Origin of the sequence: Paucibacter sp. B2R-40 (assembly GCF_025717555.1) — a bacterium.
Lineage (GTDB): Bacteria > Pseudomonadota > Gammaproteobacteria > Burkholderiales > Burkholderiaceae_C > Paucibacter_A.
Window position 1 is genome coordinate 273,099 of record NZ_JAJIRP010000009.1, and the last position, 22,146, is coordinate 295,244.

At 61.6% G+C, this 22,146-nt stretch carries 19 protein-coding genes; 4 read left to right on the top strand and 15 right to left on the bottom strand.

The window, feature by feature from the left end:
* The first annotated feature begins 136 nt into the window (after positions 1-136).
* The 3 genes from tal to LNV09_RS18865 are packed head-to-tail and all read left to right on the top strand — an operon-like array spanning position 137 to position 3,334.
* Positions 137-1,081: a transaldolase gene (gene tal, locus LNV09_RS18855; RefSeq protein ID WP_318023307.1), complete on the top strand. Its 945-nt coding sequence runs from the start codon at positions 137-139 to the stop codon at positions 1,079-1,081.
* Between the two features lies 1 nt (position 1,082).
* A complete protein-coding gene (gene pgi / locus LNV09_RS18860) occupies positions 1,083-2,726 on the top strand; it encodes a glucose-6-phosphate isomerase (RefSeq protein WP_263558612.1) in 1,644 nt (547 codons plus the stop codon).
* Entirely contained in the window at positions 2,723-3,334 is a 612-nt protein-coding gene (locus tag LNV09_RS18865) for an HAD family hydrolase (protein ID WP_263558613.1), read from the top strand. Before pgi ends, LNV09_RS18865 begins: the two co-directional genes overlap by 4 nt.
* On the opposite strand, the gene LNV09_RS18870 is transcribed toward LNV09_RS18865, so the two are convergent.
* From LNV09_RS18870 to LNV09_RS18910, 9 genes are all read right to left on the bottom strand, one after another.
* The gene (locus tag LNV09_RS18870; RefSeq protein WP_263558614.1) at positions 3,323-3,514 is read right to left on the bottom strand and encodes a DNA gyrase inhibitor YacG; all 192 of its coding nucleotides are present in this window, start codon (positions 3,512-3,514) and stop codon (positions 3,323-3,325) included. The two genes, LNV09_RS18865 and LNV09_RS18870, sit on opposite strands and share 12 nt — an antisense overlap.
* Positions 3,515-3,623: 109 nt before the next feature.
* The gene (zapD, locus tag LNV09_RS18875; protein WP_263558640.1) at positions 3,624-4,379 is read right to left on the bottom strand and encodes a cell division protein ZapD; all 756 of its coding nucleotides are present in this window, start codon (positions 4,377-4,379) and stop codon (positions 3,624-3,626) included.
* Between the two features lie 94 nt (positions 4,380-4,473).
* A complete protein-coding gene (coaE, locus tag LNV09_RS18880) occupies positions 4,474-5,103 on the bottom strand; it encodes a dephospho-CoA kinase (protein ID WP_263558615.1) in 630 nt (209 codons plus the stop codon).
* Positions 5,100-6,026, bottom strand: coding sequence for a prepilin peptidase (locus tag LNV09_RS18885; RefSeq protein WP_263558616.1), 927 nt, complete (start codon positions 6,024-6,026; stop codon positions 5,100-5,102). Before LNV09_RS18885 ends, coaE begins: the two co-directional genes overlap by 4 nt.
* Positions 6,027-6,033: 7 nt before the next feature.
* Complete coding sequence (locus LNV09_RS18890) at positions 6,034-7,248, bottom strand: type II secretion system F family protein (RefSeq protein ID WP_263558617.1); 1,215 nt, start codon at positions 7,246-7,248, stop codon at positions 6,034-6,036.
* A gap of 23 nt (positions 7,249-7,271) precedes the next feature.
* The gene (pilB, locus tag LNV09_RS18895; RefSeq protein ID WP_263558618.1) at positions 7,272-8,993 is read right to left on the bottom strand and encodes a type IV-A pilus assembly ATPase PilB; all 1,722 of its coding nucleotides are present in this window, start codon (positions 8,991-8,993) and stop codon (positions 7,272-7,274) included.
* 138 nt (positions 8,994-9,131) lie between these two features.
* On the bottom strand, positions 9,132-11,912 hold the full coding sequence (locus LNV09_RS18900) for a CHASE domain-containing protein (RefSeq protein ID WP_263558619.1): 2,781 nt from the start codon (positions 11,910-11,912) through the stop codon (positions 9,132-9,134).
* Positions 11,913-11,923: 11 nt separating this feature from the next.
* A complete protein-coding gene (locus LNV09_RS18905; protein WP_263558620.1) occupies positions 11,924-14,200 on the bottom strand; it encodes a PAS domain-containing sensor histidine kinase in 2,277 nt (758 codons plus the stop codon).
* 32 nt (positions 14,201-14,232) lie between these two features.
* On the bottom strand, positions 14,233-15,111 hold the full coding sequence (locus LNV09_RS18910; protein ID WP_263558621.1) for a phosphate/phosphite/phosphonate ABC transporter substrate-binding protein: 879 nt from the start codon (positions 15,109-15,111) through the stop codon (positions 14,233-14,235).
* A 233-nt stretch (positions 15,112-15,344) separates the two neighbouring features.
* Here LNV09_RS18910 and LNV09_RS18915 point away from each other — a divergent pair, with 233 nt between their 5' ends.
* The gene (locus LNV09_RS18915; protein WP_263558622.1) at positions 15,345-15,710 is read left to right on the top strand and encodes a response regulator transcription factor; all 366 of its coding nucleotides are present in this window, start codon (positions 15,345-15,347) and stop codon (positions 15,708-15,710) included.
* A gap of 3 nt (positions 15,711-15,713) precedes the next feature.
* On the opposite strand, the gene LNV09_RS18920 is transcribed toward LNV09_RS18915, so the two are convergent.
* The 6 genes from LNV09_RS18920 to LNV09_RS18945 form a co-directional block, all read right to left on the bottom strand.
* The gene (locus tag LNV09_RS18920) at positions 15,714-16,895 is read right to left on the bottom strand and encodes a protein-glutamate methylesterase/protein-glutamine glutaminase (RefSeq protein WP_263558623.1); all 1,182 of its coding nucleotides are present in this window, start codon (positions 16,893-16,895) and stop codon (positions 15,714-15,716) included.
* Positions 16,892-17,491, bottom strand: a complete 600-nt coding sequence (locus LNV09_RS18925; protein ID WP_263558624.1) for a chemotaxis protein CheD — start codon at positions 17,489-17,491, stop codon at positions 16,892-16,894. The genes LNV09_RS18920 and LNV09_RS18925 overlap by 4 nt, the downstream gene beginning before the upstream one ends.
* Positions 17,484-18,296: a CheR family methyltransferase gene (locus tag LNV09_RS18930; RefSeq protein ID WP_263558625.1), complete on the bottom strand. Its 813-nt coding sequence runs from the start codon at positions 18,294-18,296 to the stop codon at positions 17,484-17,486. Before LNV09_RS18930 ends, LNV09_RS18925 begins: the two co-directional genes overlap by 8 nt.
* Before the next feature lie 18 nt (positions 18,297-18,314).
* Positions 18,315-18,863 carry a chemotaxis protein CheW gene (locus tag LNV09_RS18935; RefSeq protein WP_263558626.1) on the bottom strand — a complete coding sequence of 183 codons (549 nt, stop codon included), beginning with the start codon at positions 18,861-18,863 and terminating at the stop codon, positions 18,315-18,317.
* A 17-nt stretch (positions 18,864-18,880) separates the two neighbouring features.
* On the bottom strand, positions 18,881-21,613 hold the full coding sequence (locus LNV09_RS18940; RefSeq protein WP_263558627.1) for a methyl-accepting chemotaxis protein: 2,733 nt from the start codon (positions 21,611-21,613) through the stop codon (positions 18,881-18,883).
* A gap of 61 nt (positions 21,614-21,674) precedes the next feature.
* The coding region (locus LNV09_RS18945; protein WP_263558628.1) for a methyl-accepting chemotaxis protein at positions 21,675-22,146 on the bottom strand (472 nt) is incomplete at its 5' end.

The following is a 22,146-nucleotide window of genomic DNA, read 5'->3' on the forward strand; positions in this document are numbered from 1 at the left end:
GTCCCTATTGGCCGCGCTCATGGGGGTTTTTCTTTGGGCCACCTTGTAACTGGCCTCCTTGCGCAGCGCGGTGTGGCGGCGCTCACAGCGGTTCTAATACGGTCTGGCTAGCCTCTTTGAAGAAAGACAAACAATCATGCATCAACTGGATCAACTTAAATCTGTGACCACCGTGGTGGCCGACACCGGCAACTTTTTGCAGCTGGCGCAGTTCGCGCCGCGAGACGCCACCACCAACCCGTCCTTGATCTTGAAAGCGGTGCAGTCTGCCGACTATGCGCCCTTGCTGACCGACACGGTCGTCGCCCACAAGGGTTTGGCGCTGGACGAGATCGTGGACCGGGTGCTGGTGCGTTTCGGCCTGGAGATTTTGAAGGTCGTGCCGGGTCGCGTCTCGACCGAAGTGGATGCGCGCCTGAGCTTTGACAAGGCCGCGACGCTGGCACGCGCCCGCCGCATCATTGGTCTGTACGAGGCGGCCGGCATTGCACGCGAGCGCGTGCTGATCAAGATCGCGTCGACCTGGGAGGGCATCCAGGCCGCGCGTGAGCTGGAGCTTGAAGGCATCCATTGCAACCTGACCTTGCTGTTCTCGTTCTGCCAGGCGGTCGCCTGCGGCGAGGCTGGGATCCAGTTGATCTCGCCCTTTGTTGGCCGCATCTACGATTGGTACAAGAAGAGTGCCGGCGCTGCTTGGGACGAGGGGGCACAGGCCGGCGCCAATGACCCCGGCGTCAAGTCGGTTGCGCAGATCTTCAATTACTACAAAAAGCATGGCGTCAAGACCGAGGTGATGGGTGCGAGCTTCCGCAATGTCGGCCAGATCCAGGCCCTGGCCGGTTGCGACTTGTTGACGATCAGCCCGGATCTGCTGGCCCAGTTGCAAAAGCTCGAGGCCGCCTTGCCGCTGGCGCTGGACGCCGCTGCGGCCCGGCAGCTGGACTTGCCAAAAGTTTCTTTCGATGAAGCGGCGTTCCGCTTCGCCCTCAACCAGGATGCCATGGCGACAGAAAAGCTGGCCGAAGGCATCCGCCTGTTTGCTGTTGACTCGGCCAAACTGGATCAGATGATTGTGAGTTGATATGTCCTCGTCTTCACCCGCCGTATCGCGTTGTGACCAAAGCCCCGCCTGGGGCTTGCTGCAAGCGCATTTTCATAGCTCCGGCCGGCAGTTTGACCTGCGTCAGGCCTTTGCCGCCGACGCTGGGCGTTATGCCGCCTGGACGCTGACGGCGCCCGAGGTGTTCGCCGATTTGTCCAAGAACCGCATCGATGCCGACACCCAGGCTTTGTTGCTGCAATTGGCCAGAGACTGCGGCCTGGAGGCCAAGCGCGATGCGATGCTGGCGGGTGAGGCCATCAATCTGACCGAGGGCCGCGCGGTGCTGCACACGGCCTTGCGCGCGCCGGCAGGCCCGGAGTTTTTGTTCAGCGAGGAGGTGCAAGCCTCGCTCAGCAGCATGCTGGCCTTTGCCGAAAGCGTGCGGGATACAAGCAAGAGCGGCATCACTGACGTCGTGCACATCGGCATTGGCGGCTCGGATCTCGGCCCGGCGATGGTGGTGCGCGCCTTGCAGGCCTACACCCAGCATGGGCTGAAGCTGCACTTCGTCTCCAATGTTGATGGGCATGATTTGGCGCCGGTGTTGCGCGAGCTGACTCCGGCCACCACGCTGTTCGTGATCGCCTCCAAGACTTTCACCACACAAGAGACGCTGGCCAATGCCATGGCCGCCAAGGCCTGGTTTGTGGCTGCGGGTGGCACCGACATCGCGCGTCACTTCGTCGCCACCAGCAGCAACACGACGGCTGCCGCCGCCTTCGGCATCACCACGACCTTTGGCTTTTGGGACTGGGTGGGCGGGCGCTATTCGCTCTGGTCGGTGATAGGCCTGCCAATTGCCATCGCCATCGGCGCCGACAACTTCCGTGCGCTGCTGGCCGGCGCGCATGCGATGGATCAGCATTTCGCGCACACGCCGCTGGAGCAGAACCTGCCGGTGCGCTTAGGCTTGCTGGACATCTGGTACCGCAACTTCCACGGCTTCAGCAGCCGCAGCGTGGCGCCTTATCACCAGGGCCTGGGCCGCTTGCCGGCCTATTTGCAACAGCTGGAGATGGAGAGCAATGGCAAGGGCGTGGACTTGGAGGGTCAGGCCTTGCCCTATGCGACCAGCCCGGTGGTCTGGGGGGAAGCTGGCACCAACGGCCAGCATGCCTACTTCCAGATGCTGCATCAGGGCACGGATGTGATTCCGGTCGAGTTCATTGCGGTCAAGACGCCCAATTTCGGCGCCGAGGTGCAGGGCGAGCTGAAGAGCTTGCTGCTGGACCAGCATCGAAAGCTGTTGGCCAATTGCTTGGCGCAATCGCAGGCGCTGATGCAGGGCAAGTCGTTTGAGGAAGCGCTGCAGGAGTCGGCGCCGACGGCCTCCAAAGAGCTGGATGCCGCCACCGTTGCGCGCCACCGCAGTTTTCCTGGCAACCGGCCGAGCACAACGCTGGTGCTGGAGCAGCTAACGCCCAGGTCCCTGGGCGCCCTGATTGCGCTCTATGAGCAGCGCGTGTTTGTCAGCGGCGCGCTGTGGGGCATCAACAGCTTCGATCAATGGGGCGTCGAGTTGGGCAAGGCTTTGTGCGGGGCTTTGCTGCCGCGCCTGAGCAGCGGCTACACCAGCGGCCTTGATGCCTCTACTGCTGGACTCTTGAAACACCTGACGGCATGAATATCGTCTTTGATTTTGGTGGCGTGGTGTTTCGCTGGCACCCGGCCAGCTTCTTGGCGCGGGTCTGGCCGCATCGGGTTGCCGACGTGGCCCAGGGCGCGACAGTGGCTGCGCAGTTCTTCGAGAACTACGGTGGCGACTGGGGCGCGTTTGATCAAGGTTTGATCGATGCAGACACTGTCATCCAGCGGATTGTCGCGCGTACCGGATGGCCGGAGGCCGAGGTCGCGCAGGTCGTGGCTGCAGTGCCAGATGAGCTGCAATTGCAATCAGATACGGCCGCGCTGATCACAGAGCTGAAGCAGGCCGGCCATCGGCTGTTCTACTTGTCGAATATGCCCGAGCCCTATGCCGATCATCTGGAGCAAACTCACCCGCTGCTCGAGTGGTTCGAGGCCGGTGTCTTCTCGGGTCGGGTCAAGCATTCCAAGCCGCGCACAGAGATCTTCAAGATTGCGTCGCAGCGCTTTGGCCTGGCGCCCGAGGCCTGTGTGTTTCTGGATGACCATCCCGTCAATATCGAGGCAGCTCGCGCCTTGGGCTGGCAGGCGCTGCTGTTCACCACGGCTGCGCAGGCCCGGCAGGACTTGTCCGCCTTAATGCCGTAGCGAGTCGTCTTCCACCGGCGGGCTGGCTGGTACGGCGAAGCTCTCGCTGGCCCAGGCGCCAAGGTCGATCTGGCGGCAGCGTTCGCTGCAGAACGGCCGCCACAAATTGCTGGGCGCAAAAATCGAGTCGCCGCCGCAGGTCGGGCAGCGGACGATCTTGGGTGAGGGGGCGGATGTCATCGCGATGTTGCCTGTGTTGCCGAGTGGCGCCCATGGAACCGGCTTTGCCGGGCCATCGGGCGCGCCCCCTTGCGGGGGTGGCGCGATGCGCCTACGGGGGTGGGCCAAGTCATGCGCACAGCGTCAGCTCAAAGCTGGCGTCCTGCTGGGTAGATTTAAGCCGGCCGTCTTCGTCCTGACGCATCATGCGGATCGAGATCATCAGGCGGTGCCCGCTGATCTCGGGTACCAAGCCCAAGCTCGGGTCGATGCGCATGCGCAGCAACTGGAAGACGCGGCCGGCGCCCAGACTTTGCTGGAACTGCCCAGCCACGGCGGCCACCTTGTGCGGTGTGCCGGAGTCACGCAGCAGGCCCAAGAGCACTTGCAGTGCTTCGGCCAGCGGCATCAGGCTCTGCGTCCACTGCATCAGGTCGTTACGTCGGCGCACCGGCAAAAATTGCTGCCAGGTGTAGTAGGCCGGTAGATCGAATTCGCAGGTGCCGCCGGGAATGCTGATGCGGCTGCGAATGCTCATCAGCCATTCATTCGTGCTCAGGCAGGCGCCGGCCTTGCCGACCAGTTGATTCAAGCCTGCATAGGCCTTGTCGATGCGGGCGATCACGTCGTCCAACAGCCCTTCGGCAACGCCGGGGTTGCCGCGGTAGCCATTGAGCTGAGTTTTGTGACGATCGAGCTCCTTGAGCAGATCCGACTTCAGATCGGCCCGCGAGGCCACATCGATGATCTCGAACATCGTGACCAGGGCGAAGTGGTGATCGAGTGGAGTTTCGCGCGCCATCAGCTGGCCGAGGCGGTCGAACAGATGCTCCAGACGCAGCATCGTGCGGATGCTCTCGTTGAATGGGTACTCGTAAAGGACCAAGGCGGTCATCCCTATCGGTCAGCGTGAAGGTCACAGTGCTGCGTTGTAGTGCGCAGCGAATCTTGCAATTGTTTCACAGCCAGAGCAGGCTTCTTCACAATGTCGATGGGGAGGGGCCTAATTTGTTCGGTCCGCGCCAATCGGCGGCAAGGGTCAGGACTTGCGCGTTGAGAGCTGCGAGGCTCAACCCCTCGTTGTAGATGACGGCGTCCGCGCAGGCGCGGCGTTGCGCCCGGCTAGCCTGGGCGGCCAGCACAGCCGCAGCCGCAGCGACGCTCCAACCCGGTCGAGTGCTGACTCGGGCGAGCTGGGTTTGCTCGCTGCAGTCGACCACCAGCAGCCGCTCAACTCGTGCGCGCCAATGACCGGACTCCACCAACAAGGGCACGTCATAGACGATCAGCTGCACCCCTGCCGCGGTTGCCGCATCGGCTTGCTGGCGCGCCTCGGCGCCTATCAGGGGATGGAGGATGGCCTCCAGGCGCCGCTTGGCGCTGGTGTCGGCAAAGGCCAATTGGCGCATGGCAGCACGATCAAGTGCACCGTCAGGGCTCAGCATTGACGCGCCGAACTCAGCCGCAATCGCCGGCATTGCCGCGCCGCCGGGGGCGCTGAGCTGACGAGCAATTGCATCGGTGTCGATCAAGGTCGCTCCCGCCGCTTGCCAAAATCCTGCGACCGTGCTTTTGCCGCTACCGATGCCGCCGGTCAAACCAATTTTCATGCCCAGCCGAGCCAGCCAAGCACACGGGGTGCTCCTGCAAAAAGCACGACGAAGCCGCCGCCCGCCAAGAAGGGCCCGAAGGGCACATAGCGGCCTTCGCGCAGATTGGCATTCATCTTCATGCCTATGCCGACGATGGCGCCTATCACCGAGGCGCCGAGCACAATCGGCAACACCATTTGCCAGCCCAGCCAGGCCCCCAGGGCGGCCAGCAATTTGAAGTCACCATAGCCCATGCCTTCCTTGCCGGTGACCAATTTGAACAACCAGTAGACCGACCACAGCGACAGGTAACCGACCAAGGCACCTGTTAGCGCATCGGACAAGGGGATGGTCAGACCCAACAGCGCAGCGCTCAAACCGGCCCACAGCAGCGGCTGGTTCAGTGAGTCGGGCAACAGCGTAGTGTCCCAGTCGATCGCGGCCAGGGCCAAGAGCGCGGCACTGAAACCGCACCACAGCAGCGTGCTGGGCTGCGCACCAAAACGCCAGGACAGCGCGGCAAAGAGCAGGCCGCAAGTCAGCTCAATCAATGGGTAGCGCACCGAGATCGATGTCTTGCAGGCCGAACATTTGCCGCCCAGCCGCAGCCAGCCCAGCAAGGGCAGGTTCTCATGCCAGGCCAACTGATGGCCGCATTTGGGGCAACGCGAGCGCGGCAGGGCGATCCCCAGGGCCGGCAACTTGCCCAGGCGCTCGCTCAAGGCATTGGCCGCACCGGCGAGCTTGTCGGCTTCGGCCTTGGGCAGCGTACTGGCGCGGCTCAATTCGGTGGCGTCGCCGAGTTGACCGGCGGCATCGGCCAGCCACTGGCGCTCAAGAATCAGCGGTGTGCGGTGGATCAACACATTGAGAAAACTGCCTATGCACAAGCCAAACAAGCCCAGTACCCAAGGCGAGAGGAGGAATTCGTAGTCTTGCATGGGTGGATTAAACGACTTGTCCGAGTTTGAAGATGGGCAGATACATGGCGACGACGATGCCGCCGATGATGGTACCCAGGATGACGATGATGAAGGGCTCCATCAGGCTGGCCAGGGCGTTGACAGCTTCATCGACCTCGTCCTCGAAAAACTCGGCCGACTTGGCCAGCATATGGTCGAGTGAGCCCGATTCCTCGCCGATGGCGGCCATCTGCAAGACCATGCTGGGGAAGATGCCGGTGGCTTGCATTGACGTGGTCAAGGCGGTGCCGGTTGAAACATCTCGCTGAATTTTTTCAGTGGCTTCGGAAAACACCGCATTGCCGGCTGCGCCGCCGACCGAGTCGAGCGCCTCCACCAGCGGCACGCCGGCGGCGAACATGGTGGACAGGGTACGCGTCCATCGCGCCACCGCAGATTTGTACAGCAGGTCGCCAAACACCGGGATCTTCAGCAAGATGCGGTCCATGGTCGCTTGCATCTTGACCGAGCGCTTCCAGGATTGGAAGAAGAAGTAGAGCCCGCCGCCGATGCCGCCAAAGATTGCCCACCAGTAGGAGACGAAGAACTCCGACATGGCGATCACGATCAAGGTCGGCGTCGGCAAGGTGGCCCCAAAGGACTTGAAGACATCCTTGAAGGCGGGCACGACAAAGATCATGATCACGGCCACCACCACAAACGCGACCGACAATACGGCGATCGGGTAGGTCAGCGCCGACTTGATCTTGTTTCTGAGCGCCATGGTCTTTTCCTGATAAACCGCCAAACGGTCCAGCAGCGACTCCAAGATACCGGCTGCTTCGCCGGCCTCGACCAGATTGCAGTACAGCGCATCAAAATACAGCGGGTGCTTGCGCAGCGCGGTCGACAAACTGGTGCCGGTTTCGACGTCTTGGCGAATGTCATTCAATAAGCGAGTCAGCTGAGGGTTGGTGCTGCCGCGCCCGACGATTTCGAATGATTGCAAGAGCGGCACACCGGCCCGCATCATGGTGGCGAGTTGACGCGTGAAGACGGCAATGTCCTTTTGCTTGATCGCTTTGCCACCGCTGCTGCGACGTTTTTTGACCTTGCTGACCAAGATGCCTTGGCGGCGCAGTGTGGCGCTGACCATGGCCTCGCCGCCGGCGCGGATCTCGCCCCGCACAATCTTGCCATTGCGATCTTTGCCTTCCCACTCAAAGGTAGCTTCGTTAGCCGGCTTGGGTTTTGTCGCCATGTCCATCCACTCCCGGATTCAAACTATTCATTTGTCGCTGCCAGCACTTCTTCCAAGGTGGTGACACCAAGCTTGACCTTGACCAAACCGAACTGGCGCAGGTCGCGCACGCCTTCGGCGCGGGCTTGCACCGCAATATCCATGGCCGATCCTTCGGCCAGGATGATGCGCTGAATCGGCTCCGAAATTGGCATCACTTGGTAAAGTCCTACGCGTCCGCGGTAACCGCTGTTACAACTTGAACAACCGACCGCCCGGTACTGCTTCCAGCTGCCGTCCAGTTCTTCCTCCAGGAAGCCGGCCCGCAGCAAGGCCTCACGCGGGTATTCGGCCGGCGCCTTGCAGTTTTCACAGAGCCGGCGCACCAGGCGCTGCGCCGTAATCAGCAGCACGCTGGAGGCGATATTGAAGGGTGCCACGCCCATATTCAGCAGCCGGGTCAGCGTCTTAGGCGCGTCATTGGTGTGCAGCGTCGACATCACCATATGGCCGGTTTGTGCGGCCTTGATGGCAATATCGGCAGTCTCCAGATCACGTATCTCGCCGACCATGATGATGTCTGGATCCTGGCGCAGAAACGATTTCAGCGCGGCCGAAAAACTCAAGCCCGCCTTGTCGTTAACATTTACCTGGTTGATGCCGGGCAAGTTGATTTCGGCAGGGTCTTCGACGGTTGAGATGTTGACGCCCGGCTGATTGAGGATGTTCAAACAGGTATAGAGCGACACCGTTTTACCGGAGCCGGTAGGGCCGGTCACCAGCACCATGCCGTAGGGCCGCGAGATGCAGGCCAGCAAGCGCTCTTTCTCGATCTTTTCGTAGCCCAGCGCTTCAATCCCCAACTTCGCCGACGAGGGGTCCAAAATCCGGATCACGATCTTCTCGCCAAACAATGTAGGCAAGGTGCTGATGCGGAAGTCGATCGACTTGGCGCCGAATTTCAGCTTCATGCGGCCGTCTTGCGGCACCCGGCGCTCGGCAATGTCCAATCTCGACAACACCTTGATGCGCGAAGCCAGCTTGTCCTTGATGGCGATCGGCGGTTGGGTGATTTCACGCAACTCGCCGTCGACCCGAAAGCGCACGCGGTAGTGATATTCGTAGGGTTCGAAGTGCAGGTCCGAGGCGCGCATATTGATGGCGTCGACCAGCATCTTCTGCAGAAAACGCACCACCGGCGCGTCCTCGACATCGCCCAATTCGGCGGCTTCCGGGGCCGGCGCGGCTTCGCCTTCGTCGATATCAAAGTCAAAATCGCCGCCGGCCATAGACTCCAGCGTTTCGCTGGCGCTGCTCCCAGCGCCCGCCAGCAGCTTGGCCAGCTTGTCGTGCTCAACAATGATCCATTCGGGCGCCAACTGGGTGGCAAACTTGATCCGCTCCACCACTTCCTGGTCGGTCGGATCGGCTCCGCCGATGAAGAGTCGGCTGCCGCGGCGCCCCAGCACCACCACCTGGTATTGCAAGGCCAGCTTGCCATCGATGATGTTGTGCGGCATGCGCTGCGCATCCATCGCGTTCAGATCCAGCAGCGGCAAGGCCAGCGCCGTCGACAAGGTGTGGGCGAGGTCAACCGAAGAGACCACACCGGCGGCAATCACCGAGTTGACGAAGCTGATTTTTTTCTCGCGGGCCTGACGCGCCAAGTCCTCGGCAACCTTTGGCGCCAGCTTGCCCGCATGCACCAACATGCGAGCCACGCCTGAGAGGGCTGACTGGGGTGGTTCGGCCAGAGTGGCATCCATGGAGGGTGAGGTTTAGTCTAGAAAAGTTTGCAATTCACACTGTAAACCGCCGGCCAGCGTCGCGCAGCAGGCCGAGTGTGTCCTAGCTCACGATTAGGCCAGTGCATCGTCGGTCCTGTACGTCCAAACAACAATGGTTTACCCAGGCTGGGGCGTCGATTGAGCTTTGCTGACTTGGGCGCTGCTGACCGGCAGCAAAACGCTTACCGTGCTGCCCAGGCCTGGTTCGCTGGTGATTCTCAGTTCTCCGCCTTGCAGATCGAGGATGTCCTTGACGATACTCATGCCAAGACCGGCTCCCAGCACCGTGCCCGATTTGTCGGCACGGTAGAAACGTTCGGTGATATGCGGGAGCTGCTCCGCCGTCATGCCAATGCCATGATCTTGTACTTCGATGGCAATTTGTGTGGCCGCTGCGTCTGCAGGTCGAAGCAGTCGGACTTGCACGGCGCCGCCGCCGGGGGAGTATTTGAAGGCATTTGACAGCAGGTTGCGCATCACGTGCAGCAAGCTGATGGCGTCAACCTTGACAAAACATGGGCTTGAACCCAAATCGAGTTCGACCGGAGCGCGACCGGCGGGCACTTCGAATTGCTCGACGGCTTGCACCAGCAGCGCAGCCAGGTCAAGGCGTTGCAATGTGAGGTCTTTGTCACCGCGCGTTTCCATGCGCGCCAAGTCGAGCAAGTCATTGATGATGGCCACCATCACCTGGCTTTGGGCATAGATCTTCCGCAGGAACTGCTTTTGCCGCTCGGGTGCCATTTCGCGGGAAATCAGCAACTCGCTGAAGCCGTAAATGCTTGCCATGGGTGTGCGTAACTCATGCGCGGCGGTATGCAGGAACTCGCTCTTCATCCGGTCCACCTCGATTTGGTGACTGACGTCGCGCAACTGCAATACCTGCGCAATCTCAGCGCTTTGACCCTGGCGCAGGGTCAGCTCCAGCACTCTGTGAGTGGGCCTTTCGAGTGCGACCAAACGACTCGCTTCACGCAGTTGCGCCATGCTCGCTGTGGCGGCTTGCTCAGACCCTTGCTGTGCCAGCAGGCGCAACAGAGCGTCGTCACGCAAGCCCAGCACGGCCTCGCTCGTGAGGCCGGTCAGCGTATTGAAGGCCGGGCTGATGTAGCGCACCTGGTGCTGGGCGTCAAATGACACAAAGCCGTCCGGGCTGAGCGCAAAGATCGCCGCCAATTGCTCGCTGCGCACGCGCATCTCGGCCTCGGCCTGCTTTTGCCGTGTGATGTCGGTGTGGATGGCGACAAAGCGCTCGACCTGGCCGCTTGCGTCCAAGAAGGGGGCGATGGTGGTTTTGACCCAGTAGGGCTGACCCTGTTTGTTCACGTGGCCCAACTCGCCTGACCAGAGTCGGCCCCTGAAAATTTGCGCGCGGGCCTCAAGCAAGACTGCTTTTGATTCCGGCTGCAAGCCCACCAAGTCAAAGCTTTCACCCAGCAGTTCATCGCGGCGATAGCCGCTGACCAGGCAATACTCATCATTGGCGTAGGTGAATAGACCCTTGGCGTCAGCGCTGGAGACCAGCGAGTGGTGCTTGAGGGTGTCGAGCAAAAACTGATGCTCGCGCAGCGCGGCCTCGGCCTCGGCAGTGGCTTGGCGAAAGCCGGAGGTCATCTCGTCGGCGATGAACAAGGCGCGCGCCCGCCCGATGCCAAACAGCCACACCATCATCACACTCATCATGCTCAAGGCCACGCCGCCCACGCCGGCCCAAAACGGCTTGCCTTCAATCACCAGGGTATCAAACTGTTTGGTGCTGCTGAGCAGCAAGGTCAAGGGCTGGCCGCCCACGAAAATGGTTTGAGCGACCTGGAACATGCGCCCGCGCCTGGCAGTGTCCAATGGTTTGTTGGCCTCCTTTCTGGCCGCGTGGTCGCCGTCGAGGTCAAACAGCAGGGCACCTGGCATCGCGCTGCTGCCCTCAAACAATTCGAAATCCAGCAGGCCCTGGGTGGTGTGACCGATATCGGCCAACAACTCCTTGAGTTTGATAGGCGCATAGAGCAGACCGGCGCTGGCCGCCATGCGCTGCTGTTCGGTGCTCAGGTCCGCGCCAATGTGATGCAAGGGCAGCAGGAAGAGAAAGTCCGAGGAGCTGTTCGCGCCGGGCGAATTTCCCAGCGATTTTAGGAACGGCGTCAGCGTCGCTTGGCCGCTGCGCAGTGCTCGCTCGGCGGCTGCTCGGCGCACCGGCTCGGCGCCAATGTCAAAGCCTAGCGCGGGCAGATTGTTCTCCACGGGCTCGATGTATTTGATGATGAAGAGGTCGGCGGCGTCGCCCGAAGTCTTCAGCTGGAAGCTTTCTGCGCGAGCACTTTCGTGCAGCAGGAAGTTCTCGAGTTCATCGCGCTCAATCCGCTCGATGAGGCCGAAGCCGCGTACCCCGGGGAAGTCCTTCAGCACATTGCGCGCCACCACATAGCGTCTAAATTCATCGCCATGGAATTGGAGCCGGGCCTCAAAAAGTGCGGCGAGCCCGCGCAAGCCCTTGGCCGGCAAGTCGAAGCGCAGCTTGACGTCACTGGCCAGCAACTCCACCAAGTGATCGAAGCGCGCCTGCGCGGTGTTCTTGACGCTTTCGATCTGGTACTGCACCAGCCCGGCGCTGAGCGCCAAGCCCAGTGCAAACACCGCCGAGCAATTCACAATCAGTGGGCGCAAGCGTCGGCCAACCCGCTCTGCCATGCTTTGCTTGGCCAGGCGAATACCACGCCACACCATCAGTGCACTGACCGGCAAGGTGTAAATCAGCAACTCGGCCCAGACGCCAAATTCCCAGCGCTGTTCGGTCCAAGCAGCTTGCAGCCACAGGTGTTGCAGCAGATAGGCCAGCAAGAGCAAGCCAGCAACTTCCATCAATACACCCAGGGTGTAGGCCTTGGTGTGAAGCCACTGCATCCCAGAACGCATCAGGCTGCCCCGGCAATCGACTCTTCCAGCCTTGGCAGACTCAGCCGCACCGTGGTGCCCTGACCGGGTTCGCTGCTCAAGTTCATCTGGCCGCCCAGCAGGTCGATGATTTCTTTGACGATACTCATGCCCAAGCCGGTGCCGAGTACCGTGCCGGACTTATCGGCGCGGTAGAAGCGCTCGCTGACATGCGACAGCTCTTCCGGCGTCATGCCTATGCCCTGGTCCTGCACTTCGATGCAAACGCCTTGGTTGGCTGTTGCGGGATCGGCAAAAACGCGCACCTTGACTTCGCCGCCATCGGGCGAATATTTATAGGCATTGGAGAGCAGGTTGCGCAAGACCTGCTGCAGCTTCTTGCGGTCGACATGAACCTGCACCTGCGGCAAGGCAAAGTTCAGCAGCGGGGCATTGCGCTCTGCCGGCGGCGGGTAGTCTTGCACCACCTCTTCGACCAAGCTGTTGAGCTCGCAGCTTTCAAGCTCAAAATCCTTGCCTCGGCGCGCTTCGATGCGGGCCAGGTCGAGCAATTCATTGAGGATGGCGATCATGGCTTCGCACTGACGGTAGATGCGCGCCAGCATCAGCTTTTGCTTTTCTGGCGAGACTTCGCGCGTCATCAGCAACTCGGTGAAGCCGTAGATGCTGGCCATTGGCGTGCGCAACTCATGCGCTGCCGTTGACAAAAATTCGCTCTTCATCTGCTCGACTTCGACCTGATGCGTCACATCGCTCAGGTGCAGTAGTTGCGAGACATTGTGGCCTTGACTCTGCCCTTGGCCCTGCCCACCTTCATGCAAGCTCAGCTCCAGTACGCGGCGGGTCGGCCGCTCCAGCTCAATGCGCTGCTTGCCCTGGCGCAGTTGCCCAAACTCCAGCCGCAACGCTGTAGCAGGGCAGTTGGCGGTCAGTTGGTGCATCAGTTCATCTTCATGCAGGCCCAGCCCGGTACCGGCTGCGAGCCCGGCCAAGCGCGCAAAGGCCGGGCTGATGTAGCGCGTCACCCGATCGGCATCGAAAGACACAAAGCCGTCCGGACTGAGCGCAAAAATGGTCGCCAACTGTTCGCCCCGTTCACGCAGGCTGGCGAGCAAGGTCTGCACCAACTGCAAAACTGTGCTGATGTCGTCGCCCGAGTTGGGCTGCGCACCGGTGACGGGTGCTTGCAGCATATTGCGCAAGGTTTGCAGGGCGCTGGCGCGTTCGCTCAGCTCGCTCTGCAAGCGGTCCTCCAAGGCCTGCTGTTCGGTGATGTCCCGAAAGGCCAGCACATAGCCCGCCACGGAGGCATCTGCGCCGCTGATCAATGACACACTGAGGTCCAGCACCTTGTAGCGGCCGGCCGCTTGGGCATGGGCCGGGCGCACGCGCATGGCCCAACTCTTGGCAGCGTCTGAGTCTTGCGGCAAGGCTGCAGGAAGCTCGGGCAAGAGCGTTTGAATGGCCTGGCCCAGCAGCGCCGTTTGCGTGTGCCCCAGCATTTCGGCCAGGACCGGATTGGCCAGCATGATCAGCCCGGCCGCATCGGTGGTGGCGATGCCGTCGCCGATGGCGGCCAGCGTCACGGCCGCGCGCTCGCGCTCCAACTGCAGGGAGTGCGCCGCCTGGTTGAGGACCTCGAAAGTCTTGCGGAACTCCAGCGGCGCGTCCTCGGTCAGCATCGGGCTCAAGACCCCGCCGGCCACTTGCATCTGTTCGCCGAAGGCCTGGATCTGGCCCAAATTGCCCAACCAATGTTTCAAAGGCCACCAGACCAGGCCTAAGCTGGCCAGCAAACTCAGGCCCGCCAGGCTCAGCGCGAAGACGGTTTGCTGCCAAAAATCGGTGGCGATCTGCTCGCTGTTGAAGTGCAGGCGCAGCACGCCGTAGTCCTTGCCTCCAGCCACGATGGTGAGGTTGAGGTCCCCGAGTTGCTCGTCGATGGCATGCTCCAGCCAAGGTGGAGCTCTTGATGCAGGCGCCGCATGGCCGCGCCTCTCGATGCGCCCGCCCTTCAGGTCAATGAAAAGCGCGGCGCCAATGTCGGCATGTTTGGCGCTGCGCTCCAAAGCGCGCTCGATGGTCTCGTAGTCGCCGATGACCGCTGAATCGCTGACCACGGGCCCGAGCAAGCTGATCAAAGTGTCGGCCGAATCTTGTGCGCTGATGATGCTGTTGGTGTAGCTTCGTGAGGCATACCAGCCCATCGCGCCGCCCATAAAGATCAGCATCGAAAGCAGGTAGAGCAGGAACACCCGTCCGATCAAACTGGAGGGCAGCAGACGACCGAGCAGCATGGCGACAGTTCTAAGCTGGCGGGCTTGGATGCTTAGCGCAATTGCGCCGGCGCCGTTTGATAGAACTTGCGATAGGGTGCGTATTCGCTGCCGTCAGAGCTGATGAAATAGGCTTCTTGGGTCAGGCCAATATGTTTGGAGACCTCCTGCAAAATGGCCTGGCCCTTGGGGTCTTTGTGCATGCCGGCAAAGGCCTTGGCCACCGCTTGCACGTCTTTGTCGGGCACCTTGGCTGCGGCCATCAGCGCCAAATCATGCAAGGGCTCCGAACTCCACAACACCCGAAACTTCTTGCCCTCGCGGCGGGCGTAGTTCTCGGCCAATTGCGAGTTGACGCCGGCCGCCGGCACTCTTCCGCTGAACAACTGGGCCAAGGCGCCGTCGGTATTGCCGGCGAACACGACCTTGGCATCGATTTTTTGGTTCAACAGTTGGGCATAGGGCACTTTGTAGGACACAAAGGCCTCCGGTCCGGGATAGACCACATCCTTGCCGCCGAGCTGAGAGATGTCGGTGATGGCCGAGTCGGCCGGCACGATCAGCTGGCCTTGGATCGGCGGCGTCAAGCGGCGCCCAAAGACCTTCCAGCCGAGCTTGTCACGCTCCGGGCTGAACAGATGATTGCTGAAGACAAACTCAACCTCTTGCGCCAGCACATAGGCCGTGGTGTCGGCTGAGGTGCGGCCGATTTTGAGCACCAGCTTGACGCCGCTCTTTTCCGACACATAGGCGACGATCGGGTTCCAGTAGTCAGCCGAAAGCGCGATGCTGGCTTGGTTGACTGGCGAAAAGCGGTAGACCGGCTCCTCGGCCGCCTGCGCTGCGGGCATCCAGCAAAGTGGCAGTGTCAAACTCAATGCCAGTTTGAAAACCATGCGTTTGGCGGCGGAAAAAGCAGGGTAGGTCTTCATGCGAGGTGGCTCCGGTCGAGATTGTTTGAGTCGGTGCGCACGCTGCGCAGCGTTGCGCGGCTCGCCCCAGGTTTGCCCATGGTCTTCGGCCCCATTCTGCGTAAACTTTAGCGGCGTGAAAAGGGCTTGTCTTTTCGGTGCAGTTTGAGGCATGGAAGGCCGATATGGCGGCCCTGATGCCGTGAATTTCAGGCATTATTCAAGGCAGTGAACACTCGGCTCAGGACGCGTCTATGAAGAAGATTTTGATCGTTGAAGACCAAGACGAAATCCGCGAGCTGATTCGAGTGACCTTGGAGTTTGACGATTACGAAATCGACGAGGCACCGAACGGCGACATTGGCTTGGCCAAGGCCGGCAGCTTCCTGCCTGACCTGATCTTGCTGGATGTGATGATGCCCGGTGGGCTCAATGGCTTGCAGGTCTGCGAGAAGGTCAAGGCCGACCCTGTGATGCGTAACGCCAAGGTTATTTTGTTGACTGCGCGCGGTCAAGAGAGCGACCGCCAAGCCGGTCTGAATGCCGGCGCCGACGAATACCTGATCAAACCGTTCAGCCCGATGGAGCTGATGAAGGTGATCGACAAGGTGCTGGCTTGAGCGTCAATTGTTGGGGCTGGTCGCTGCGGGGGCCATACCGCTCAATTTAAGCAGCGCCGCAGCCATGTCCGACAAGGCCATCACATGCTGGGCCGCACCCAGCTCTACGGCAGCTTTGGGCATGCCGTAAACCACGCAACTGGCTTCGTCTTGCGCCAGCGTCATGGCGCCAGCTTTGCGCATCTCCAGCAGGCCGCGTGCGCCGTCGTCACCCATGCCGGTGAAGATCGCCCCGATCGCATTGCGCCCGGCGCAATGAGCGACCGACTTGAACAAAATGTCCACCGAAGGTTTGTGATGGTTGACCAGCGGCCCATCGCGCACTTCCACCACATATTGCGCGCCGCTGCGCTTGAGCTGCATATGGCGACCACCCGGCGCCACCAGCACGCGGCCGTTGATGACGCGGTCGCCGTCCTTGGCTTCCTTCACGTCAAGATCGGTGACGTTGTTGAGCCGCTCGGCAAAGGAGTGGGTGAACTTCTCCGGCATATGTTGCACCAGGACGATGCCCGGGCAAGTGCGCGGCAGTTGCTTGAGGACAGCCTCAATCGTCTGCACGCCGCCGGTGGAACTGCCGAAGGCGATCACCCGGTCGGTGGTCTCGGCCATGGCCATTGCGTTGATGGCCAAGATGGGGGTGGGCCGACTGGCGCGGCTGTTGCGGCTGGCGCCAGCGGCGGCGTTGACCTGTTTGCCGATTTGAGCGCCCATTTGTGGGCCAACTTGTGTGCCCATTTGGCCAGCGATTTGGCTCGGCAAAGCTCGCACATTGGCGCGTGCGGCTGCGCGCACGGCGCCAACCAGGCCATTGGTCGGATCCTCGAGAAAGTCGCGCAGGCCAATTTTGGGTTTGGTGACGAAGCTTACCGCGCCGGCCGCCAAGGCCTGCATGGTGGTTTCACAGCCGGCCTCGGTCAGCGTCGAGCACATCACCACTGGCATCGGGTGTTCGCTCATCACGCGCTTCAAAAACGTAATGCCATCCATGCGCGGCATCTCGACGTCCAGCACGATCACGTCCGGCCAGTCCGCCTCCAGCTTGGGCCAGGCAAACAGGGGGTCACTGGCGGTGATGCTGACCCGGATGCCGGCCGCTTCAAGCAGGCCACTGAGGTGTTTACGCACCACGGCCGAGTCGTCAATGATGGCCACCCGCAGGGGCACATTGAATGGAGCGATCATTTGCGCGCGCCCAAGGTTCCCAATGTCCCTGGCGCTTGGCTGCGCTTGACCTCGACCCGCCCGCTGGCCAGATCAATCACCACCGTGCGCGGCACGTTGTCGCCTACATCGACATCTTTGAGCTGAAAGCCATTGCTGTCGATCAAGGCCCAGCCTTGCTCGATATTGCGCTCGCCGACATTGAACTTGACGTTCATGCCGTCCGGCATGGTGTCGGCGCCGCCGTACAAGTGGGCGATGTAGTCGGTCGGCTTGGTGCCAGTGCGGGCAATGCTTTGCAGCAGCAGGGCCACGGCTTCGTCGCCGTAGCGGCCGTCCAAGGCGCCTTGGCCTCGGCTGGCCCGGCTGGGCAACAGGTAATGGCACATGCCGCCGAAGCGCTTGACCGGATGCCATAAGGTGATTGCGACACAGGAGCCCAGCAAGGTCTTGAGCGTGGCGGCTTGGCCAAAATGCCATTGCCCCGGCATCAGATTGATGATTTGCGGGCTGGCGGAGAGGGCTGAAAATGCGGATACGGCCGGCCGGGCCGGCGGCGCGGTCCGGGTAGGGGGCAAATTCGCTGCGGTGGATTGGGGGTGCTTGTGCTTATGCATGTTGATAGATCGCTGGTGCTATCGCCTTGAGTGGCAGGGCCAGGGCGGCAAGCGACTCTGCGTGCCCTGGGTATAGCACGCCGCCGGGTTTGAGGCGCTCGATCACGCGGCTGACGATGGCAGTTTTTGCGGGGCCATCGAAATAGATCAAGACATTGCGCAAAAAAATCACGTCGAACATCGGCAGCGTCGGCAGCGGCTGCATCAGATTGGCGCATTGAAACTGCACCTTGGCGCGCAACTCGCGCTGCATCAAGATTTGTCCCTCATAGGGGCCGAAGCCCTGCAGGCAAAAGCGCTTCAGGTAGTCCGGCGGCACATTGCGGGCCCGCTCCAGGGGGTAGAGCCCCTGGCGCGCACTTTCCACCACCGAAGTTGACAGATCGGTGCCACGGATCGACCAGGGCCGGCCGCCTTTGCTCAGGCCTAGCTTGTCGGCCAGGGTCATGGCGATGCTGTAGGCCTCTTCGCCCGAGGACGAGGCGCCGCTCCAGACTAAAAATTCCGAGCCATCGCGGTGGGCTTCGGCGCGATTGGCCAGATCCTCGAAGTGCTGCGGCTCGCGAAAAAAATAGGTCTCGTTGGTGGTCAGCTTGTCGACCACGCTGACCAGCATCGCCTCGGGCATCTGGCCTTTCACCATCTTTTGCACAAACACATTGATGTCGTCTTCACCCGAGTCGGTGCTGAGTTTTTGCAAGCGGCTTTGCACCAGCGCATGCTTGCTTTCCACCAGCTTGATGCCGGAGATGCGATGGAATAGCGCCGTGATGGCGTTGAAGGATTCGACGGAGAGTTGCGCCATGGTCGTGGTCTTGCAAGCCTAGGACAGCTGCGCTTCGGCGATCAAGGCTGAGAGTGCCACCGGCGACAAGACTTGGTCGAGATTGAGAAGCGCGGCATAGCTTCCTGCCACATTGACCATGCCGGCCAGAAACTCGCCAGCCACGCCCACACCCAGACTGGGCACCGGCTCGATGCGCTTGGAGTCCACATCCAGCACTTCAAACACGGCATCCACCAAGACGCCGGCAATCAGGCGGTCAAAGTCTTCGTCGCCTTTGGCCTCCACCACGATGATGGCGGAGCGTCGGGCAATCACGGTCGCGCCAAAGCCGAAGCGCGCGCCCAGATCGATCACCGGCACCACCGCGCCGCGCAGATTCATCACGCCACGCACAAAGTCGGGTGTTTGCGGCAGCGGCGTCAAGCGCCCAACCTCAAGGATTTCGCGCACCGCTTCAATCGGCACCACCAGGGTTTCAGCGCCGACGGCCAGGCGCAACATTTGGCACATCGGGCCGGCGGCCGCTTGTTCGGCGATGGCGCCGCGCAGGCGGTCGGCCGGGGCGTCACGTGTGGGTCTGCTCATGGCGAGGCCTCAATTCTTCAAAAACGTTTGAAATACGATTCATCAATCTCGCCTGCGCCGGTTTTAGCCGGTTTGGCAGGCCTGCTCGGTCTGGCTTGGCCGGCGGCAGCGGGCGTCGAAGTTGCGCTTTCTCCACGCGCTTGTGCTTGGCTGGCCGGCGCCTTGTATTGCTGCAGTTTTTGCGCCACCGATAGCTGGCGTTTGGGCGGCGCCGTTGCGTCCATGGGCCTGCTTGGCGGGTGGCGATCTGGCCCTTGGCGAACTGAGGTTTGGCTGTGCTTGTCAAGCTTGCTGCTGCCAGCAAAGCTGCTGGCGCCTTCAGCCAATCTGAAGAAAGCCATCTGCTCTTGCAACTGCCCCGCTTGGCCCGAGAGCTGTTCGGCCGTGGCCGACAGCTGTTCAGACGCCGACGCGGTCTGTTGTGTCGCCGTCGACAAATGGTTCATCGCCGCCGTGATCTGCGCCACGCCTTCGGCCTGCTCGGTCGACGCAGCCGAAATTTCCTGCACCAACTCCGAGGTCTTCTGAATCGAGGGCACCATATTGCTCAAGAGCGTGCCGGCCTGCTCGGCCAATTGCACGCTGGTGCCGGCCAAGGTGCCGATTTCCTGTGCCGCCACTTGGCTGCGTTCGGCCAGCTTGCGCACCTCGGCGGCCACCACTGCGAAACCCTTGCCATGCTCGCCGGCGCGGGCCGCCTCGATCGCCGCGTTCAATGCCAAAAGGTTGGTCTGGTAGGCAATGTCGTCAATGATGGAAATCTTGGTGGCGATCTGCTTCATCGCCTCCACCGTCTGGCTGACGGCCTGCCCGCCCTGAATCGCTTCCTTGGCGGCCTGCGTGGCCATGCCGTCGGTGAGGTTGGCGCTGTCGGAATTCTGTTTCACCGAAGCCGCCATCTCCTGCAACTGTGCGGTGGTTTGCTCGACGCTGGTGGCCTGTTGCGAGGCCGAGTGCGACAAGCTCTGCGAGGTCTGCGAGACCTGCTCGGATGCCCCGCTGAGTTGCTCGGCTGCGGTGCGCACCTCGCTGATGGTGGCGCTGACGGTATCGACCAAGAGGTTGAACTTTTCGCCCAGCATCATGAAGAAGGCCTGTTTGCCATCGAGTGGCACGCGCTGGGCGAAGTCGCCACGGGTGGCGCCCTCCACCATGCTGGCGATTTCATTCTCGACGGCGACCTCCAAGGTGCGGTCCAGCCATTCGACCACGGTGCCCAGGCGCTGGCCAGCGCTGTCGGTGATGGGGTTGGCGGTCAGCGCGAAGCTGAGGCCGCTGACCTTGATCTCGGTTTTGTATTCACCCTTCAAACCACCCAGCAGATTGCGTTGATGCGAAGGGTTACGGTGGAACTGGTCAAAGTTGGATCCGACGATGGCGCGCGCATTGAACTGCGGCAAGACCTTGCGCAGTTCGCCCTCATTGCGCTGCATCATCTGAGCGGCCGAGGCATTGTTGTAGATGATCCTGCCGTCGTTATCGGCAATCATCACATTGGTCGAGCAGATGTCCAGCGCTTGCTTGACTCGCGAGTTCTCGGCCGCCAACAGCGCTTCGCGTTCCAAGGCGGCCAACTCGGCCGTCATATCACGCCACTCCACCACCGTACCCAGGCGCTTGCCGGCGGTGATGACAGGGTTGACGATCAAATCGAAGCGCCGCCCGCCAATGTTCAGGCGGGTCTGATGCGCGCCGGTCAAGCGGTCCAGCAGGCCGCGTTGATGGGCCGGGTTCTTGTGGAAGCCATCGATATTGGTACCCATCAAGGTGGCCGCATTGAAGCTCGGCAGGTCCTTGCGAATGTCGGACTCGGCGGCGGCCAGCATCGCGCGCAGCGAGGCATTGCCATAGATGATGTTGTAGCCGGGGTCGGCCACCATCATATTGGTGGCGGCAACATCCAAGGCTTGGCGAATGCGCTCGGCTTCATCGGCGCGCTTGTTGGCATCGGCGAACTCGAAGCCCAGCCGGGTCTGCACGCGCTTGAGTGCGAGCATCATCGCGGATAACTCGTCACTGCCGCTGACCTCGACGACGCCATCAAAGCGGCCCTGGCCGAACTGTTCAAACTGCCCCGCGGCGCGACTCAAGGTTTTTGCCAGGCGCTGGGTATGGGCATGCAAACTCCATCCGCCCAAGAGCAACAAGGCCAAAGCCGGCCCGCCCAGGGCCATGGTCATTTGAGGCCAGGCCAAGCCCAAACCCAGGCCCGCTGTGACCAGCAGGAGCGCGTTCAAAGCGGCTTTGCTGCTCAGCGGCAAGGCCCCGATCTTGCGCTGCAGTGCGTCCACGATGCCTGGACGCACGCCCTGGCCCTCACGTATCACCCAGCCCTGGGCTTGGCCGGCCTTGAATTTGCGATACAACGCGTCGGCAGCGGCGACTTGATCGCGCTCGGGTTTGGTGCGCACCGACATATAGCCGCCCACCGCTGAGCCTTCCTTGACCGGCGTTGCGTTGGCCAGCACCCAATAGAAGTTGCCGTTTTTGCAGCGGTTCTTGACCAGGCCGGTCCAGGGTCGACCGTCCTTCAGCACCCGCCACATATCGTCGAAGGCCTCTTCCGGCATGTCAGGGTGGCGCACCAAGTTGTGGGGCTGGCCAATCAATTCGGCCTCCGTGAAGCCGCTGGCCTCGATGAAGGCGTCGTTGATGTAGGTGATGCGGCCCTTCAGGTCGGTGCGCGACACGATGGTCATGCCTTCCTTCAGCACATATTCCTGCTGCGTGACGGGGAGATTGCTGCGCATGGCGGGGTTCTCGCTCGAGAAGTTTTTTTGAGCTTGCTTTGTGGCTTGCGGTGACCTTCTATCAGCGCCTCAGCGGCCGGCGTTGGTTGGCGGCGGCCGAACCGGCTTGACCCTCATCATCGGCCAGCCTGAAGAAGGCCATCTGCTCTTGCAACTGCGCAGCCTGCGCCGACAATTCTTCTGCCGTGGCCGACAGTTGCTCGGACGCCGAGGCGGTCTGCTGCGTCGCAGTAGACAGGTGATTCATCGCGCTATTGATTTGCGAGACGCCCTGCGATTGCTCACTGGATGCGGCCGAAATCTCCTGCACCAACTCCGAGGTCTTCTGGATCGAAGGCACCATATTCGTCAGCAGCGTGCCGGCTTTCTCGGCCAGTTTGACGCTGTTGCTCGCCAAGGTTCCTATTTCCTGCGCGGCGACCTGGCTGCGCTCGGCCAGCTTGCGCACTTCGGCCGCCACCACCGCGAAGCCCTTGCCATGCTCGCCAGCGCGCGCCGCTTCGATCGCTGCGTTCAGCGCCAGCAGATTGGTC

Excerpts from the sequence above, each read along its gene's own strand:
- tal (WP_318023307.1), top strand. The coding sequence starts at position 137 with ATGCATCAACTGGATCAACTTAAATCTGTGACCACCGTGGTGGCCGAC.
- pgi (WP_263558612.1), top strand. The coding sequence starts at position 1,083 with ATGTCCTCGTCTTCACCCGCCGTATCGCGTTGTGACCAAAGCCCCGCC.
- LNV09_RS18865 (WP_263558613.1), top strand. The coding sequence starts at position 2,723 with ATGAATATCGTCTTTGATTTTGGTGGCGTGGTGTTTCGCTGGCACCCG.
- LNV09_RS18870 (WP_263558614.1), bottom strand. The coding sequence starts at position 3,514 with ATGACATCCGCCCCCTCACCCAAGATCGTCCGCTGCCCGACCTGCGGC.
- coaE (WP_263558615.1), bottom strand. The coding sequence starts at position 5,103 with ATGAAAATTGGTTTGACCGGCGGCATCGGTAGCGGCAAAAGCACGGTC.
- LNV09_RS18885 (WP_263558616.1), bottom strand. The coding sequence starts at position 6,026 with ATGCAAGACTACGAATTCCTCCTCTCGCCTTGGGTACTGGGCTTGTTT.
- LNV09_RS18890 (WP_263558617.1), bottom strand. The coding sequence starts at position 7,248 with ATGGCGACAAAACCCAAGCCGGCTAACGAAGCTACCTTTGAGTGGGAA.
- pilB (WP_263558618.1), bottom strand. The coding sequence starts at position 8,993 with ATGGATGCCACTCTGGCCGAACCACCCCAGTCAGCCCTCTCAGGCGTG.
- LNV09_RS18900 (WP_263558619.1), bottom strand. The coding sequence starts at position 11,912 with ATGCAGTGGCTTCACACCAAGGCCTACACCCTGGGTGTATTGATGGAA.
- LNV09_RS18905 (WP_263558620.1), bottom strand. The coding sequence starts at position 14,200 with ATGCTGCTCGGTCGTCTGCTGCCCTCCAGTTTGATCGGACGGGTGTTC.
- LNV09_RS18910 (WP_263558621.1), bottom strand. The coding sequence starts at position 15,111 with ATGAAGACCTACCCTGCTTTTTCCGCCGCCAAACGCATGGTTTTCAAA.
- LNV09_RS18915 (WP_263558622.1), top strand. The coding sequence starts at position 15,345 with ATGAAGAAGATTTTGATCGTTGAAGACCAAGACGAAATCCGCGAGCTG.
- LNV09_RS18920 (WP_263558623.1), bottom strand. The coding sequence starts at position 16,895 with ATGATCGCTCCATTCAATGTGCCCCTGCGGGTGGCCATCATTGACGAC.
- LNV09_RS18925 (WP_263558624.1), bottom strand. The coding sequence starts at position 17,491 with ATGCATAAGCACAAGCACCCCCAATCCACCGCAGCGAATTTGCCCCCT.
- LNV09_RS18930 (WP_263558625.1), bottom strand. The coding sequence starts at position 18,296 with ATGGCGCAACTCTCCGTCGAATCCTTCAACGCCATCACGGCGCTATTC.
- LNV09_RS18935 (WP_263558626.1), bottom strand. The coding sequence starts at position 18,863 with ATGAGCAGACCCACACGTGACGCCCCGGCCGACCGCCTGCGCGGCGCC.
- LNV09_RS18940 (WP_263558627.1), bottom strand. The coding sequence starts at position 21,613 with ATGCGCAGCAATCTCCCCGTCACGCAGCAGGAATATGTGCTGAAGGAA.